The sequence below is a fragment of the Curtobacterium sp. MCLR17_031 genome (genome assembly GCF_003234775.2).
Classification (GTDB): Bacteria; Actinomycetota; Actinomycetes; order Actinomycetales; family Microbacteriaceae; genus Curtobacterium; species Curtobacterium flaccumfaciens.
Genome location: NZ_CP126270.1, coordinates 563,844 through 580,024, shown reverse-complemented (window position 1 = coordinate 580,024; position 16,181 = coordinate 563,844). Strand labels below are relative to the sequence as shown.

Genomic DNA, 16,181 nt, shown 5'->3' with positions numbered 1-16,181 from the left:
TTCGGTGTCTCGACCTTCTCGGGTCTCGGAGCAGTGCGCAAGAGCCGCCCCGGGCCTCCCGGCCCTTTCCGAGCCGGCCACGAGCCGGGCCTGAACCCCTGCGCAGTAGGGTGAGGGCCATGGCGACCCGAGACGACGTCGAGTGCTGGCTGACCGACATGGACGGCGTGCTCGTCCACGAGAACCAGGCGCTCCCGGGCGCGCCGGAACTCATCCAGCAGTGGCTCGACGACGGCACCGAGTTCCTCGTGCTGACGAACAACTCGATCTTCACGCCGCGCGACCTCAGCGCCCGGCTGCGGAGCTCGGGTCTGCACGTGCCCGAGGAGCGGATCTGGACGAGTGCGCTCGCGACCGCTGACTTCTGCAAGTCGCAGATGCCCGGTGGCTCCGCGTTCGTGATCGGTGAGGCCGGCATGACGACCGCCCTGCACGAGGCCGGGTTCATCATGACCGAGACCGCTCCCGACTACGTCGTCGTCGGCGAGACCCGCAACTACTCGTTCGAGGCGATCACGAAGGCCGTGCGGCTCATCCGCGACGGCGCACGGTTCATCGTGACGAACCCCGACGCCACCGGCCCGAGCGCCGAGGGGGTCCTGCCGGCCACCGGCGCCATCGCGGCGATGATCGAGAAGGCCACCGGCAAGCAGCCCTACGTGGTGGGCAAGCCGAACCCGATGATGTTCCGGTCGGCGATGAACCGGATCGGCGCGCACTCCGAGAACACCGGCATGATCGGCGACCGCATGGACACCGACGTGCAGGCCGGCATCGAGGCGGGGCTGCACACCGTGCTCGTGATGACGGGCATCAGCGACCAGGCCGAGATCGACCGGTACCCGTTCCGCCCGAGCGAGGTCATCTCCGGCGTGCACGAGCTCGTGCGCACCGAGCCGTTCGAGGTCGAGCTCTAGCTCGAGCTCGAGCGGCCCACCCCACCCGGGTGCGCCCGTTCGCCGCAGATCGCTCGATGACGATCCGGTGAACAGAACCGCCCTGCGGTGAACGACGGGAAAACTGCCCCTGGAGCGACTCTATGGTTGCCCTGGTCGAGCCGAAAGTGGCTCTGATCAGGGTTTTCTGTGAGTTGCTACAGGATGGGGTCATCGGTGCCGATGTCGGTTCGTGCCACGACGGCAGTGGTCGTCGGCGCGCTCGGAGCGCTCGTGGGGACCGCGATCGTCGCCCCGCACCTGGTCCCCTCACCGGCGCCGCAGACGTCGGCGGTCACCGTGCAGGCCGGCACCGACGCCTGCGGGACGGGGTGGCCCGCGAGCCCGGACCGCGCCCTCGCCGGCCCCCAGACGTTCCGGATCCACAACACCTCCGTCGCCGGGATCGAGGTGCAGCTGGTCGACCCCACGAACGGCGCGGTCTACCTCGACGCGGAGGGCCTGGGATCGGGTGCGACGCACGACTACGGCGTCCGACTCCCCCGCGGCCAGTACCGGTTCCGCTGCCTGCCCGCCGACGCGAACCCGAGCACCGGCCCCGTCGTCCACCTGCGCGGCGCCACCCACGTCAGCGACGAGACCCCGGGGATCGTCCCGGTCACCCGCGACGACCTGATCCCCGCCGCGAAGTCGTACGGCGCCTGGATCGAGAGTCGCCTGCCGGCGCTGCTCGCCGACGTGCGTGCGCTGGACGCCGACGTCCGTGCAGGTGACGTCCGCGCTGCACGGCGGGACTGGCTGACCGGGCACCGCGAGTACGAGCAGCTCGGAGCCGCCTACGGTGCGTTCGGCGACGACGACACCGCGATCAACGGGCTCCCGGCCGCCGGACGGACCGCACTCGACGACCCACACCTGGCCGGCTTCCACCGCGTCGAGGCGCTGCTGTGGTCGGGTGCGCCCACCCGTCGCGCCGTCGCGCCCGCCGACGCCTTGGTCGCCGCCGTCGCACACCTGCGCCGGACGTTCCCCACCCAACGGGTCGACCCGCTCGACATCGGCCTGCGCTCGCACGAGATCCTCGAGAACGCACTCCGCTTCGAGGCGACCGGGGCCACCGACTCCGGCAGCCACACCGCACTGGCGACGATCGACGCGAACACCATCGGGACGGAACACGCGCTCGAGCCGCTCCGGTCGATCCTGCGGACCCGCTACCCGGGGCTCCGGGCCACCGATCGTGCGCTGGCGACCCTCCGTGCCGACGTCCGGTCACACCGACGGCCCGACGGCAGCTGGGACACCCTCGACGGTCTCGACCGCACCGCCCGCGAGCACCTGGACGCCGACCTCGACGCTGCACTCGAACGACTCGCCCCCGTCGCCGCCATCTGCGACCCGAGGAGGACCTCGTGACCGAACGACCGCAGCGCCAGGGCCGGCAGGGCCTCCAGAGCCGGCAACTCCCACGCGGGATGGACGCGGCGACGTACCGACGGATGTCCGAGGCGCACGCCCGCCTCGGACTGTCCGCCGACGGCAGCGCGTGTCCCGCCGGTGCACCGGACGACCAGCAGCCGCCGACCGGCCCCACCCGCGGGGTCGGCCGCCGCGCGTTCCTGACCAGCGCGGTCGGGGCAGGTGCCGGAGCCGCCGCGGCGGCAGCGAGCCTGACCGCCGGGGGTGGGACGGGCCTCCAGGCAGCCGCCGCGACCACAGGCGGTGCCGACGCTCCGCCCGGTTCCTCGTACGCGTTCCACGGGGCGCACCAGGCCGGGATCACCACGCCCGCGCAGCGACAGTCGGCGTTCCTGGCGTTCGACGTGACCGCGGCCGGCCGCGGGGAGCTCGCCGACCTGCTCCGGACGATCACCGAGCGGGCCCGGTTCCTCACCCGCGGCGGCACGCCTGCCGACGTCGGGATCACCGCGCCACCGGCCGACTCCGGCGTGCTCGGACCGGAGGTCGCGGCCGACGGACTCACCGTGACGGCGAGCGTCGGCGCCTCGCTCTTCGACCACCGGTACGGCCTGTCGGGGCAGCGCCCGGCGCGGTTGCGGACGATGGAGGACTTCCCGAACGACGACCTCGACCGGTCGATCTCGGACGGCGACCTGCTGCTGCAGGTGTGCGCGCACAACACCGACACCGTCCTGCACGCCGTCCGCGACATCGCCCGGGCGACCCGCGGCGGCATGCAGGTGCGCTGGCGGCAGGACGGTTTCGCGTCCCCGCCGCGCCCCTCCGGCACCCCGCGCAACCTGCTCGGGTTCAAGGACGGCACCGGCAACCCGTCCACCGCGGACCGCAGCGTCATGGACGACCTGGTCTGGACCCGCGGCGGACAGGACGGCGAACCCGACTGGGTCACCGGCGGCAGCTACCACGTCGTGCGGACCATCCGGATGTTCGTCGAGTTCTGGGACCGCGTCTCGCTGCACGAGCAGGAGAACATGATCGGCCGGCACCGTGACTCCGGTGCCCCGCTCACCCGCAGCGGCGAGTTCGACGACCCCCGGTACCAGGACGACCCGACCGGTGACGTCATCCAGATGGACGCGCACATCCGGTTGGCGAACCCGCGCACCGCCGAGGTCCGTGCGCAGCAGATGCTCCGTCGTCCGTACAACTACGACAACGGCACCGACACGAACGGCGACCTCGACATGGGCCTGCTGTTCGCGTGCTTCCAGGCCGACCTGGAACGGCAGTTCGTCGCCGTGCAGAAGCGCCTGGTCGACGAGCCGCTCGTCGACTACGTGTCACCGGTCGGCGGTGGCTACTACTTCGCCCTGCCCGGGGTCCGCCACGCGGACGACTGGCTGGGCCGTCGGCTGCTCGCACGGACCTAGCCGGGCGCCGGGCCGTCGCTCGCACAGCCGAGCCCGGGCCGTTGCCCGCACGGACCAGCCCGCCCGTCGGGCCCCACGCTCCCCCACCACCCCACCGTCCCGACCAGTGAGAGGTTCCACGTGTTCCGACCTTCCGAACGACGCGTCCAACAGGGCGCGCTCGCCATCATGGCCCTGGCGGCCGTCGCCGGGACGGCCCTCGCCATCCCCCAGTCGGCGTCCGCCGCGGACAACTCCCTGAAGACCACCACCCCGATCAAGCACGTCGTCGTCATGTACGACGAGAACGTGTCGTTCGACCACTACTTCGGCACCTACCCGAAGGCCGCGAACACCGACGGCACCCGCTTCACCGCGGCACGGCGCACCCCGAAGGTGAACACGCTCGCGTCCTCCGGCACCCTGACGAAGAACCCGAACGCCTACGCCCCGTCACGGCTGACGCCCGCCCAGGCGCTCACGTGCGACCAGAACCACAACTACCTGCCCGAGCAGAAGGCCGTCGACGGGGGTGCCATGGACAAGTTCGTCGAGAGCACCTCGGTGGACACCTGCACCGGCCTGTACGGGTCCCCCGGCCTGACGATGGACTACTACGACGGCAACACCACCACCGGGCTGTGGAACTACGCCCAGAACTACGCGATGAGCGACAACGCCTGGGACACCGGCTTCGGCCCCTCCACCCCCGGGGCGCTCAACCTGATCAGCGGCAACACCCACGGTGGCACGGGCGTCGACTCGGTCACCGGTGCCACGGTGCCGACCTCGACCGCCGTCGTCGCGAAGGACGCCGCCGGCCAGGGCACCGTCACCGCCGACCCTGACCCCGCCTTCGACGACTGCTCCGACAAGGACCACACGTCGACGTCAAACCTGGTGAAGATGTCGGGCAAGAACATCGGCGACCTGCTCAACGCGAAGGGCGTCACCTGGGGCTGGTTCCAGGGCGGCTTCACCCCCACGACGGCCTACGCGGGCACCGGCACCCTCGCCAAGTGCGACGCGACGACGACGAACGTGGGCGGCTCGGTCAGCAACGACTACTCGCCGCACCACAACCCGTTCGCGTACTACGCGTCGACGTCGAACCCCCACCACCTCGCACCGACGAGCGACCGCATGATCGGCTCCACCGACCGCGCGAACCACCAGTACGACCTGTCGGCGTTCGACACCGCGCTCGCCGAGCACCGGATGCCCGCCGTGTCCTTCCTCAAGGCGCCCGAGGCCCAGGACGGCCACGCCGCGTGCTCCGACCCGCTCGACGAGCAGAAGTTCCTGACGTCGAAGATCAACGAGATCGAGCGCTCGCCGGAGTGGTCGAGCACGGCCATCGTCATCAACTACGACGACTCCGACGGCTGGTACGACCACGTCGCGCCGACGATCCTGAACGGCTCGACGGACTCCTCGAACGACACCACGGTCTGCACCACGGCCGCGACCAAGGTCGGTGTCGCCGGCGGGTACCTCGACCGCTGTGGTCCCTCGCAGCGGCTGCCGTACCTGGTGATCTCGCCGTTCGCCAAGCAGAACCACGTCGACCACACCGCCATCGAGCAGACCTCGACCACGAAGTTCATCGAGGACAACTGGTCGACCGGGCGGATCGGTGACCAGTCGTTCGACGCCCGGGCCGGGTCCATCCGGAGCATGTTCGACTTCACGCACCCGCAGCACCGCGAGGTACTGCTGAACACGAAGAGCGGTGCGGTCTCGCGGATCGTGTCCACGGCCGTCACGCCGAAGCCGAGCCCGAAGCCGCACACGGAGACCGGCGGCAGCGGCACGGGCGCGAGCGCCGGTTCCGGCGGAACGGCAGGAACGGCCGGAACGGTGGGCACGGCAGGCACGGGCGCCGGCACGGGCAGTGGAACCACGACTGCCTCGAGCGCCGCAGCGGGGGCCGGGGCCGCGGGGCAGACCGTCGCCGCCGACCCGTCGGCGACCGACCCGTCCGCGACGCGCCTGGCCTTCACCGGCGTGCAGCTCACCGGGGTCACGATCGCCGCGATCGTGTTCCTGATGGCCGGCGTCGCGCTGGTCGTCGTCCGCCGTCGACAGCTCCGGCGTCGGGCCGACTGACACGACGCGGGTCGACCGACGCGTCGCGTCGACTGACACGACACTCCGAGCCGACTGACGCGACGCGTCGCCTCGACTGCAGCGACCGAACCGTGCCCCGGAGCGTGCTGCGCTCCGGGGCACCGTCGCGTCCGCGCGGGGTCGCCACGCGCCGGTCGGCACAGCGTCCGCCGGTGCAGCGGCCGTCGCGTCCGTTCCCTCAGACCACGTCGGCCGGGAGGCGCGGCTCGCCTCCCGGCACCGCGACCGCCCCCATGGGCGGTACCGTCCGCCACCGCTTCGCGAGCCGACGGGGTCGGTCGTCGTACCAGGCGATGATCCCGCCGGCCACGATGCCGAACGCGAGCACCCCGAACGAGAACAGCCCGATCAGGCCGAGCAGGGTCAGCTTGCCGAAGTCGCCAGGGTCCGAGGTCGCCGAGAACCCGATGGACCCGAAGTCCCAGAAGGCGTGCAGCAGCACCGGGGCGAGCAGCGACCCGGTCAGCCGACGCGCGACGTACAGCGTCGACCCGAACGACGCCGCGAACACGACCTGGATGAGCGTCGGCCCGATCCCGGCGCCGGCGAGCGCGTTGAGCAGGTGCAGCAGTCCGAACAGCGCGCACGACAGGGCCCACACCCCCATCTCCGGCAGGCGCCGCCGCAGCCCGACGAGCAGGGTCCCGCGGGCCATCAGCTCCTCGAAGACCCCGACGAACAGCACCCCGACGGCGAGCAGCAGGAAGTAGTGCGCCGGCAGCGCCGTCCAGTCGATCAGGGGCAGCCGGACGACGCACACCACGAACACGAGGATCGGCGCGAGCATCGTCCACCGCAGCCGCGTCCGGACCGGGTCGACCGTGGCGATCCGCCACCAACCGAGCGCCGTGACGAACAGGGCGAGTGCCACGACGGCGATGCCCTCGGGGATGACCAGGGCGTGCACGACGCTGTCGACCGTCTGCCCGAGGGTCGCGTAGTCGTCGCTCGGCCGTGACCGCCAGGCGCTGATCGCCGCGAACACCACGATCGGCGCGAGCCCGAGCAGCAGCGACGGGGGCACCGGCCAGCGACGGCGGCGGGCTCGGACGGGGGCGGTGGTGGTCATCTGCTGGTTGTACCAGGCGGGACGTACGATTGGCGGTATGCGCCTGCCCTCCCTGTCCACCATGGCAGAGGACTACGTCAAGCTCATCTGGAAGGCCAGCGAGCGCGGCGGGCCCGGCTTGGCGACGCGGGACATCGCGGCGTCCCTGAAGGTGTCGGCGTCGACGGTGTCGGGCAACCTCAAGAAGCTCGACCGCGACGGCCTGATCGAGCACACCCCGTACTACGGCGTCGTGCTCACCCCGCTCGGGCAGCAGGTCGCGGTGGCGATGGTCCGGCGGCACCGGCTGATCGAGACGTTCCTGGTGGAGCGGCTCGGCTACTCGTGGGACGAGGTCCACACCGAGGCCGAGGCCCTGGAGCACGCCGTGTCGGAGCAGTTCCTCGACCGGGTCGACGCCGACCTCGGCCACCCGACGCACGACCCACACGGCGACCCGATCCCCGGAGCGGACGGTATCGTGCCGGACTCCCCCGGCACGCTCCTCGGCGCGATCGAGCCGGGAGCGTGCGGCACCGTCGACCGGGTCTCGGACGACGACCCCTCGCTGCTGCGGTACTTCGACGAGCTCGGGGTGGGGCTGGGCACGCATCTGCGGGTCGAGCGGGTGCGGGACTACGCCGGCGTCATCGCGGTGTCGCGGCGGGCGACCGACGGCTCGGAGTCCCTCGTCGACCTGCCGGCCGCCGCCGCATCCTCCATCTGGCTCGCGCCCGACGGCGACTGACCGCGCTGCGCGCGCGGGCTGGCCGGTCGGGGGGGGGGGCACAACACCCCGCTCACCTCCGCCGAGCGGTCAGGAACCGTCGCCCGGGAGCCCCGCAACCGACAGTTCGCGACCACTCGGTGCCCAACGCACGGGGCGTCGTGACCGCACCGCGGCCCGCGAACGCGCGTGGCGACGGACGGGAGGCCCGGCGCCCCGCCGCCACGCGCCTCCCGTCCGACGCCCCCACCGGTCACAACACCCCGCTCACCTCCGCCGAGCGGTCACCACCTGTCGCCCGGCAGCCCCGCAACCGACGGTCCGCGACCACTCGGCACCCCGTGCACGGGGTGTCGTGACCGCGCGACGCGCCCGCCCCACCACCGCGATGCCGACGGTTCTCGACCACTCAGCCCGCCCGGCCGGGCGCGGCCGCCGGCCCTAGCCCTTGACGGAGCGCGTCCGGCCGAGGGCGACCTCGCGCCGGGCCCGCTCGAGCGCGTACTCGGACGCGACGCCGGGGTCGTGCAGCAGGCGTTCGGTCTCGCGCACGTGCTCCCGGACGGCCTCGGCCCCCCGGTCGGTGGCCGCGACGAGGACCGGTCCGACGGTGTCCTCGCCGAGTCCCACCAGGGCACGCGACAGGCTGAGCCGACGCTCGCGGTCACCGATGCCGAGCTGCACGGCGAGGGTCCGCGCGAGCGACGCCCGCTCGTCGTCCGGCACCAGTGCGACGGCCGTCCGCCAGGCGGCGCGGAGCACCCCGTCGTCGTGGTCCTCGAGCAGCGGGCGCACCGCCGGCCACGCCTCCGGGTCGCCGATCTTCGACAGGGTGTGGAGCGCCTGGCTGCGGGCCTGGGGCTCGGGGCGCTCGAGCTCGGGCAGGACGCGGGCGACGACGTCGTCGGCGGGGTGCCGGGTGAGCGACCACGTCAGCATGTCGCGGACGAAGAAGTCCGGCTCGACGGCGCACTGCGCGACGAGCACCTCGAGGTCCGCGGGGTCCGGGGTGGTCCCCGCGGCCATCACGGCCTGCAGCCGGGCGGAGGATCGCGGATCAGCGAGGGCATCGGTGAGCGTGGTCATCCGTCCATCGAAGCCCCTCGCGCCGGGGCCGTGTCAAGCATCGGGGCATAGCGTCGGGAGACGTGCGGTTGGCTCCCACCGCACCTCCGACCACGAAAGGACCTCCGCATGCCCCGCATCGGTACCAGTGACCTGCACGTGTTCCCCCTCGCCCTCGGCGGCAACGTCTTCGGGTGGACGGCGGACGAGTCGACCTCGCACCAGGGCCTCGACGCCTACACCGCAGCCGGTGGCGACTTCATCGACACCGCGGACGTGTACTCGGCCTGGGCGCCGGGCAACTCGGGCGGCGAGTCCGAGCGGGTCATCGGTTCGTGGCTGCGCGCCTCGGGCAAGCGGGACGACGTCGTCATCGCCACGAAGGGCTCGCAGCACCCGGAGTTCCAGGGCCTCGCTGCGGACACCGTCGCCGCCGCTGCCCGCGCGAGCCTCGAGCGCCTCGGCACCGACCGGATCGACCTGTACTACGCGCACTTCGACGACCAGTCGACCCCGCTCGAGGAGACCGTCCGCGCCTTCGACCAGCTCGTGCAGGACGGCCTGGTCCGCTACACCGCGATCTCGAACTACTCGAAGGACCGTGCCGCGGAGTGGATCCGCATCGCGACGGAGAACGGCCTCGCCCAGCCCGTCGCCATCCAGCCGCACTACAACCTGGTCACCCGCCAGCCGTACGAGGCCGAGATCGCACCGCTCGCGCACGAGCACGGACTCGGCGTCGTGCCGTACTTCTCGCTCGCCGCGGGGTTCCTGACCGGCAAGTACCGCTCGAAGGACGACTTCGCCGGCAAGGACCGCGAGGGCCAGGTGTCCGGCTACTTCACCGACGAGGGGCTCGCCGTCGTGGACGCGCTGTCCTCGATCGCCGATGCACACGGTTCCGAGATCGCCACGGTCGCGCTCGCGTGGCTGCAGGCGCAGCCCGACGTCGTCGCGCCGATCGCGAGCGCCCGGAACACCGAGCAGCTGCCGGCGCTGCTGGCCTCGGCGGAGCTCGAGCTCACCGCCGACGAGCTGCAGACGCTGTCCGACGTGTCGGCGAAGGTGCCCGCGAGCGCCTGACGCCGCGCGGCCCGCACCGCGGCACGCACCGCCGCCGCCGACGCAGAACGACATCCCCGACGTCGCACGACATCGGGGATGTCGTTCGTTGTACACGCGGACAGTCCCCGGGCACGAGGAACGACGATGTCGTTGTCGTACGACGTCGACATCGTCGATCGGCGTCGGACACAGACCGCCCGACCCGCGCCGGCCGCCCGACCCGCGCCGGCCGCCCGACCCGCGCCGGCCGCCCGACCCGCGCCGGCCGCCTGACCCGCGCCGACAGACCGACCGACCGCCCCTACGCCCCCGGCGCCAACGACCCGGTCAGCGGCTGCCCCGACGACCGCGTCACGAAGCACGCGATGAACCGGTCACCCTGGTCCCACGTCGCCTGGTCCGGCGCGTAGGAACCCTGCACCTGCACGTCGCCCACGGCAGCGGCGGCCGAGGCGTTCAGCGCTGTGTCGGACTGGCACTGGTCGGCTGCCTGGGTCGCGAGGGCCTCGGCACCGGGATAGGTGTCGCCCTCGACCGCGAGCCGTGCGGTCAGCTGCCCGATGTGCGGCGTCGCGCAGTCCACCACCGTGAAGGTCTGCGACCACGCGTTCGTGAACGGCGACAGGCACTCCCCGCCGGCCAGGTCGGTCCACGGGTGCTCGCCGGGCAGAGCCGGGGTCGTGGCGAACTGCAGCGTGGCGGCCGGCGCTGCGGCGTCACCCGGCTGCGAGGCCGACGCCGACGGCGCAGCGCTCGGGGTCGCCGGCGCTGACGAGGCAGCCACCGGCGACTTCGTCGGCACGGCCTGGTCGGCGATGTTGTTGCCGAGGATCCACTTCGACAGCAAGAACACCAGCACGATGAGCACGAGGATCAGCGCGATCGACCCGTAGATCAGCAGCTGCTTGCCGCGCTTGCCCTCGTTCCGCAGCCGCGCGAAGCCCTCGTTGATGAAGTTGTCTCGGTCGCCGGACTGCCGGTCCGGACCACCGGCCGGCCGTCCAGCAGCAGCGGGCGCGGGGGCAGCAGCCGGCGCAGCAGCAGCCGCGGGCACGGCAGCCGCCGGCATCATCCGCGTCCCGGTGTCCTCCGGGTCGTAGCCGGTCCCGCCGAGCTGCCCGACGGCCTCGGTGCCGAACAGGTCCTTGATGGCGCTCGTGTCACTGGTCTCGCGGCCGTCCCACTCGGACTGGTCCAGGTCGTCCGGCGCCGCGGCGGGCAGGGACTCCGGCTGCGGACCGGTGTCGTTCCCACGCAGGCCGAGCACGGCGTCGAGGTCCTGCCCCACCGACGGCGGCAGGTGCGCCGGGTACTCCTGGGCACCCGCAGCGGGCTCCACGAGCGGCGGCGCGGCGGTCGGCGGCACGGTCGCGTCGGGCTCGGACCACCAGGGCGTCCCGGCCGCCGGCATCGCGGTGGTCGGCGCATCGACCTGGAGGCCCTCGGTCGCGTCCGGCACGTCGGCTCCGGCAGGCTCGCGGGGCACGTCCACGGCCTCGGTCGCCTCCGACGGAGCGGCACCAGCGGCCGGGACCGCCGGGGGCACCGGGACCGCCGGCGGCACCGGGTAGGTCCGCGGTGCCTGCGGCAGCCCGGAGGCGGGGGTGTCGACCTCGCCGGCCACGACCTCGTCCTCATCGTCCAACTCGTCGGCGAGCGACCAGGACCCGGCGGACAGCGCGGTGGTGTCGAACGAGTCGGTGGTCAGCGTCGCCGGGACCTCGCCGGGCTCGTCGTCGTCGCCGATCGCCCAGTCGAACGGCCGGTCGTGCGCGCCCGTCTGCGTGGGGACCGGCCCGGTGCTGGTGATGCGCAGCAGGTCGGTGAAGGTCGGCGGTTCCTCGGTCGGCGGCAGCACGTTCTCGACGCCGAGGGGCTGCGGCGCAGCGGGAGCAGCAGCAGCGGGCGCCACGGACTCCGGGTGGTTGCCGGTCGCGCGGCCGAGCCAGTCGACGTCGGCGCGGCCCTCGCCGAACGGGTCGACGCGGCGACGCTCGTCCTCGATGGCCTTCGACGCGGCAGCTCGTTCGTCGCGGTGGGTCTGTGCCGTCGGCAGCACGATCGACGACGGGTGCGGCGCGGTCGAGTCCGGCGCGACGTCGGCGGCGGCCGGGATCCGGTCGTGCAGTGTGGAGCGCTCGTGCTCGACGACGGCGTCGGGGTTCTCGGAGGGTGCGAGCAGCTCGGGCGGCATCGAGATGGCCTGGGTCGCGCCGTCGTCGAGCGCCGGAGCGGAAGCGGCCGGCGAAGACGCGGCAGGAGCCGGCGCAGCAGGAGCAGGAACAGCAGGAGCAGGAGCAGGAGCAGGAGCAGGAGCAGCAGGCTCGGCGCCCTCCGCCTCCCCCTCGGCCACGAACGGCTCCGGCAGCGGCGCGCCCGTCTCGCGGGCGGTGCGCTCGGCCTCGCGGCGTTCCCGCCGCGACGGCCAGTCCTCCTCGCCGCGCGGAGCCCCGAAGATGTCCGCAGCGCTGCGGAGACCGTGGAACGGAGCGTCCGATCCGGACGCACGCCGAGCCTCCCGGCCGTCGTCCCCGTCTGCCGGGCCGGCGGTGCCGTCGGGTTCGCGTGCGTCGTCCGGACGCTCCTCGGTCACGCGGTCAGCCCCAGATCAGCCAACCCGATGGCCGCGAAGTACGGGTAGCCGGCCGCCTCGATCGTCTCCTTGGCACCGGTGTCCCGGTCGACGACGACCGCGACGGCGGCGATGATCGCGCCCTCGCGCTCGAGCGCCTCGGCCGCCTTGAGCGGCGAGCCCCCGGTGGTGGAGGTGTCCTCGAGCACGACGACGCGCTTGCCCTTGAGGTCCGGTCCCTCGACCTGCTTGCCGCGGCCGTGGTCCTTCGGCTCCTTGCGGACGACGAAGGCGTCGTAGGTCAGACCCTGGGCTGCGGCCTGGTGCAGGACGGCGCTGGCGATGGGGTCGGCGCCCATGGTCAGGCCACCGACGGCGGAGACGTCCGGCACCTGCTGCACGAGCTCGGTCATGACCTGGCCGATCAGCGGCGCGACGCGGTGGTCCAGGCTGACCTTCCGCAGGTCGATGTAGTACGTCGCCTTCTTCCCGCTGGTCAGGGTGAAGTCGCCGTGGAACACCGCTTCGGAGGAGATGTACTGGATCAACTGTTCGCGCGCGTCGGTCACAGCGCACAAGGGTAGTCGGTCGGGCCCGCAACGCGCTCCCCCAGCCTGTGGGTCTGTGCGTACCGGCACCGAGGCGGCCTCGGTACGCTCCGGGACATGTCCCGAGCACCGCGTCGCCCCGCCGTGGAGCCGGCTCCGTCCGGCGGCCGCCGGACCGGTGGGGCGGCCGTCACGATCGGACGGGAGGCCCTGGGCGGCCTGGTCGCGCTGGCCCTGGCCGTCATCGCCCTGCGCCACGTCGTCGCGACGGAACGGGTGGCGCTGCTCTGGTACGACGGCGACTCGGTGCTGCTGCCGCTCGTCGAGCGCTCCCTGCAGGCCGGCCAGCCGTTCGAGTGGGCGATGTCGCCCGCGCTGTTCTTCTTCCCCGAGCTGCCCGTGTACCTGTTCTGCTCGCTGGTGACCGGGACCCCGCAGCAGGCCCTGGCGCTGAACGGGGTGCTCGTGCTCCTCGCCGTCTACGCGCTGGTGCGGGCCGCCGCGAACGAGCTGATGCCGTCGGCCGGGCGCCCGGCCCGGATCGCGGTGTCGGCGGGGGCACTCGGTCTGGTCACCCTGCTGGTGCTGACCGAGTCGTCGGCGACCGCGACCTCGCTCGAGCTGGCGTCCCTGCTGCTCACGACGACCTACTACTACGGCGCCGTGCTGGCGGTGCTCGGCACCGCGGTGCTGGTGCTGCGGGCGGTGCGCCTCGGTCGGGCGTCGGTGCCCCTGCTCGTGGTGCTCGGACTCGTCGCCGCGTGCACGACCGCGTCGAACCCGCTGTACGTGCCCTGGTCCGCCGCTCCTGTCGTCGTCACCCTCGGGCTCCTGGTGCTGGCGCGGCGGGTGCCGTGGCGCCCCGCTGCGCTGCTCGCCGGTGCCGTCACGGTCGGATCGGTCGTCGGGTACCTGGTGCGGATCCCGCTGCGGCCGTTCGTCTCCCTCGACCCGGCGACGTACGTGCAGCCGTCGCGGGCCGGCGAGACCCTGCGGTTCTTCGCGGCGCTGACCGACGACCGGGCGGGCACGGCACCCGGCGACCTCGGGCTCCTGCTGCTGTTCGCCGGGGTGCTCGTCACCGTCGGCGGTACGGTCTGGGCCTGGCGGGTCCGCACCGCACGCACCGTCCTGGTCGCGACGGTGCTGCCGCTGGTGACCGTCGTCGCCGTGTCCGTGGGCGTCGTCGTCGCCGGGTCCGAGACCCCGCGCTACCTGCAGCCGATCGTGACGGCACCGCTGCTCGCGCTCGTCGCCGTGGCCGAGCTCACCCGCACCGCGGTCCGCCGCACCCGCGTGCACCGCCCGCACCGCGGGGTCCGGGCGGGGGTGGCGGTCGCGATGGCCGCCGTCCTCGCGACCGGGATCGCCGTGGCTCCCGGCACCGCCCACGCCGTGTCGACCGCGCGGTACCCGGCGGCCGCGTGCCTGGACCGCTGGGCCGACGGGCGCCAGGTCACCGGCGTCGGACAGTTCTGGACGGTCCGGCCCCTCGCCACCTACGCGGCGACGAACGTCGGGCTGCTGCAGGTCCGCGACACCTTCGAGACGTACCCCTGGCTCGTCGACCTCGGCGCCTACCGCGACGCCGACCCGAGCTTCGTGGTGGTCGGGTCGCACGACCTCTGGACCACCGCGGTCGAGGACTCCCTCGGTCCCCCGGCGACGATCACCCACTGCACCGGGTTCGACGTCTACGACTACGCCGGCACCGCCGGGCAGGCGATCCTGCGGCGCGACGTCGTCGGGAGCGCCGACGTCATCCGGCGCGATCGCGGCTTCTGATCCAGTGCTGAAGTTGTCCACAGCGGCGCGTTGCCGTCCGATGCTCGCTGTACGGATGTATAGGCTCGTGCTCGATGTCTCGTCCCACCAGCCCCCGCGCCCACCGTGTCCCCGTGCGCCTGCGCCTCGCCGTCACCGGCCTTGCACTCGCGGGCCTCGTCGGCACGGTCATCGCCGACGCTCCGGCCGCTCAGGCGGTGACCTACCCCACTTGGGACGAAGTGAAGTCCGCCCGCGGCAAGGAATCCGCGAAGCAGGGGCAGATCACCGAGATCCGGGGCATCATCAGCGAACTCGACGCCAAGGTCGACGCGGCTGAGGCCAAGGCCAAGAAGCTCGGTGACGTGTTCTACAAGGCACAGCGCAAGGCCCAGACCGCGGCCGAGAAGGAACAGCAGCTCCGCGCCGACGCGAAGGACCACGCGAAGGTCGCCGACCAGAGCGCTGCGCAGGCCGGGCAGTTCGCCGCGCAGATGTCCCGCTCCGGTGGCGCCGACGTCACCACCTCGGTGATCACCCAGGGCGAAGACGCCAGTGACCTGCTGTACAACCTCGGTGCGCTGAGCAAGCTCTCCGAGCAGGCCGAGCGTGTGCAGGCCGCCGCGAGCGCCGACGCCGCCGTCGCCAGCTCGCTCGAGGCACAGGCCGACCGCGCCGCCGAAGCACTGGGCGACCTCGCCGCCGAAGCCGAAGACCGCATGCAGGAAGCCCAGGCGGCGTCCGACGCCGTGCAGGCCGCCTACGACGAGCAGCAGTCGAACAAGGCCCGACTCGACGCCCAGCTCGCGACCCTGACCTCCGGCCGGGTCCGGACCGAAGCCGAGTTCGCCAAGGGTGAGCGCATCCGCAAGGCGGCGGAGGAGAAGGCGGCACGCGAAGCCGCAGAGCGCGCCGCCGCCGCGCAGCGGGCAGCTGCCGCACAGGCCGCCGCGAACTCCGGCGGGGGCGCGCCGTCAGGCGGCGGCTCGACCGGCAGCAGCGGCTCGGGCGGCGGCGGTTCCGTCGGCGCGGGCTCCGGGACCGGCTGGGTCCGCCCGGCCAGCGGCTACGTCATCAGCCCCTACGGGTACCGCGTGCACCCGATCACCGGCGTCGTCACCATGCACGAGGGCACCGACCTGGCGAGCGGCTGCTACACGCCCATCGTCGCGGCCTCGGCCGGCACCGTCGACTACGTCGGCTGGTACGGGGGCTACGGCAACTACGTCCGCATCAACCACGGCGGCGGTGTCCAGACCGCGTACGGCCACATCGTCGACGGCGGCTTCCGGGTCGCCACCGGGCAGCAGGTCTCCGCGGGGCAGCTCATCGCGCTCGTCGGCTCCACCGGGGCGTCGACCGGCTGCCACAGCCACGTCGAGGTGCACATCAACGGCGCCACCACCGACCCGGTGCCGTTCATGGGCGCACGCGGGGTCGCTTTCTAGGCGATCGGCTCCGGTGGGAACGCCGCGCATCGCCGCGGCAACTTCTCCACACATCGGCGTGAAACTTCACCGTTCGCACTTCCGCTG

Annotated in this window: 12 protein-coding genes; 8 read left to right on the top strand and 4 right to left on the bottom strand. The window is 72.9% G+C overall.

What is annotated here, in order from left to right; translation table 11 throughout:
- Window positions 1-119 precede the first annotated feature (119 nt).
- The 4 genes from DEI96_RS02905 (at window position 120) to DEI96_RS02890 (ending at window position 5,836) form a co-directional block, all read left to right on the top strand.
- Complete coding sequence (locus tag DEI96_RS02905; RefSeq protein WP_111022778.1) at window positions 120-917, top strand: HAD-IIA family hydrolase; 798 nt, start codon at window positions 120-122, stop codon at window positions 915-917.
- Between the two features lie 201 nt (window positions 918-1,118).
- Window positions 1,119-2,312, top strand: a complete 1,194-nt coding sequence (locus DEI96_RS02900; RefSeq protein ID WP_111022777.1) for an EfeM/EfeO family lipoprotein — start codon at window positions 1,119-1,121, stop codon at window positions 2,310-2,312.
- Entirely contained in the window at window positions 2,309-3,748 is a 1,440-nt protein-coding gene (efeB, locus tag DEI96_RS02895; protein ID WP_258372751.1) for an iron uptake transporter deferrochelatase/peroxidase subunit, read from the top strand. The genes DEI96_RS02900 and efeB overlap by 4 nt, the downstream gene beginning before the upstream one ends.
- A 120-nt stretch (window positions 3,749-3,868) precedes the next feature.
- On the top strand, window positions 3,869-5,836 hold the full coding sequence (locus DEI96_RS02890) for a phospholipase C (protein WP_258372749.1): 1,968 nt from the start codon (window positions 3,869-3,871) through the stop codon (window positions 5,834-5,836).
- Between the two features lie 199 nt (window positions 5,837-6,035).
- Here DEI96_RS02890 and DEI96_RS02885 read toward each other — a convergent pair whose 3' ends face one another.
- Window positions 6,036-6,926 carry a CPBP family intramembrane glutamic endopeptidase gene (locus DEI96_RS02885; RefSeq protein ID WP_181440478.1) on the bottom strand — a complete coding sequence of 297 codons (891 nt, stop codon included), beginning with the start codon at window positions 6,924-6,926 and terminating at the stop codon, window positions 6,036-6,038.
- Window positions 6,927-6,963: 37 nt separating this feature from the next.
- On the opposite strand from DEI96_RS02885, the gene DEI96_RS02880 reads away from it, so the two are divergent.
- Window positions 6,964-7,653: a metal-dependent transcriptional regulator gene (locus DEI96_RS02880; protein ID WP_027464846.1), complete on the top strand. Its 690-nt coding sequence runs from the start codon at window positions 6,964-6,966 to the stop codon at window positions 7,651-7,653.
- 420 nt (window positions 7,654-8,073) lie between these two features.
- Here the strand turns inward: DEI96_RS02880 and DEI96_RS02875 are convergent, their stop codons facing one another.
- Window positions 8,074-8,718 carry a HEAT repeat domain-containing protein gene (locus DEI96_RS02875; RefSeq protein WP_111022773.1) on the bottom strand — a complete coding sequence of 215 codons (645 nt, stop codon included), beginning with the start codon at window positions 8,716-8,718 and terminating at the stop codon, window positions 8,074-8,076.
- Between the two features lie 108 nt (window positions 8,719-8,826).
- Here DEI96_RS02875 and DEI96_RS02870 point away from each other — a divergent pair, with 108 nt between their 5' ends.
- Complete coding sequence (locus DEI96_RS02870) at window positions 8,827-9,780, top strand: aldo/keto reductase (protein WP_111022772.1); 954 nt, start codon at window positions 8,827-8,829, stop codon at window positions 9,778-9,780.
- A gap of 283 nt (window positions 9,781-10,063) precedes the next feature.
- Here DEI96_RS02870 and DEI96_RS02865 read toward each other — a convergent pair whose 3' ends face one another.
- Together DEI96_RS02865 and pyrE are read right to left on the bottom strand one after the other, a co-directional pair.
- The gene (locus tag DEI96_RS02865; protein WP_258372748.1) at window positions 10,064-12,355 is read right to left on the bottom strand and encodes a septum formation family protein; all 2,292 of its coding nucleotides are present in this window, start codon (window positions 12,353-12,355) and stop codon (window positions 10,064-10,066) included.
- Window positions 12,352-12,903, bottom strand: a complete 552-nt coding sequence (gene pyrE / locus DEI96_RS02860; protein ID WP_071404348.1) for an orotate phosphoribosyltransferase — start codon at window positions 12,901-12,903, stop codon at window positions 12,352-12,354. Before pyrE ends, DEI96_RS02865 begins: the two co-directional genes overlap by 4 nt.
- A gap of 96 nt (window positions 12,904-12,999) precedes the next feature.
- On the opposite strand from pyrE, the gene DEI96_RS02855 reads away from it, so the two are divergent.
- Together DEI96_RS02855 and DEI96_RS02850 are read left to right on the top strand one after the other, a co-directional pair.
- The gene (locus DEI96_RS02855; protein WP_146246876.1) at window positions 13,000-14,667 is read left to right on the top strand and encodes a hypothetical protein; all 1,668 of its coding nucleotides are present in this window, start codon (window positions 13,000-13,002) and stop codon (window positions 14,665-14,667) included.
- 74 nt (window positions 14,668-14,741) lie between these two features.
- Entirely contained in the window at window positions 14,742-16,094 is a 1,353-nt protein-coding gene (locus tag DEI96_RS02850) for a M23 family metallopeptidase (RefSeq protein WP_146246875.1), read from the top strand.
- Window positions 16,095-16,181: the final 87 nt, after the last annotated feature.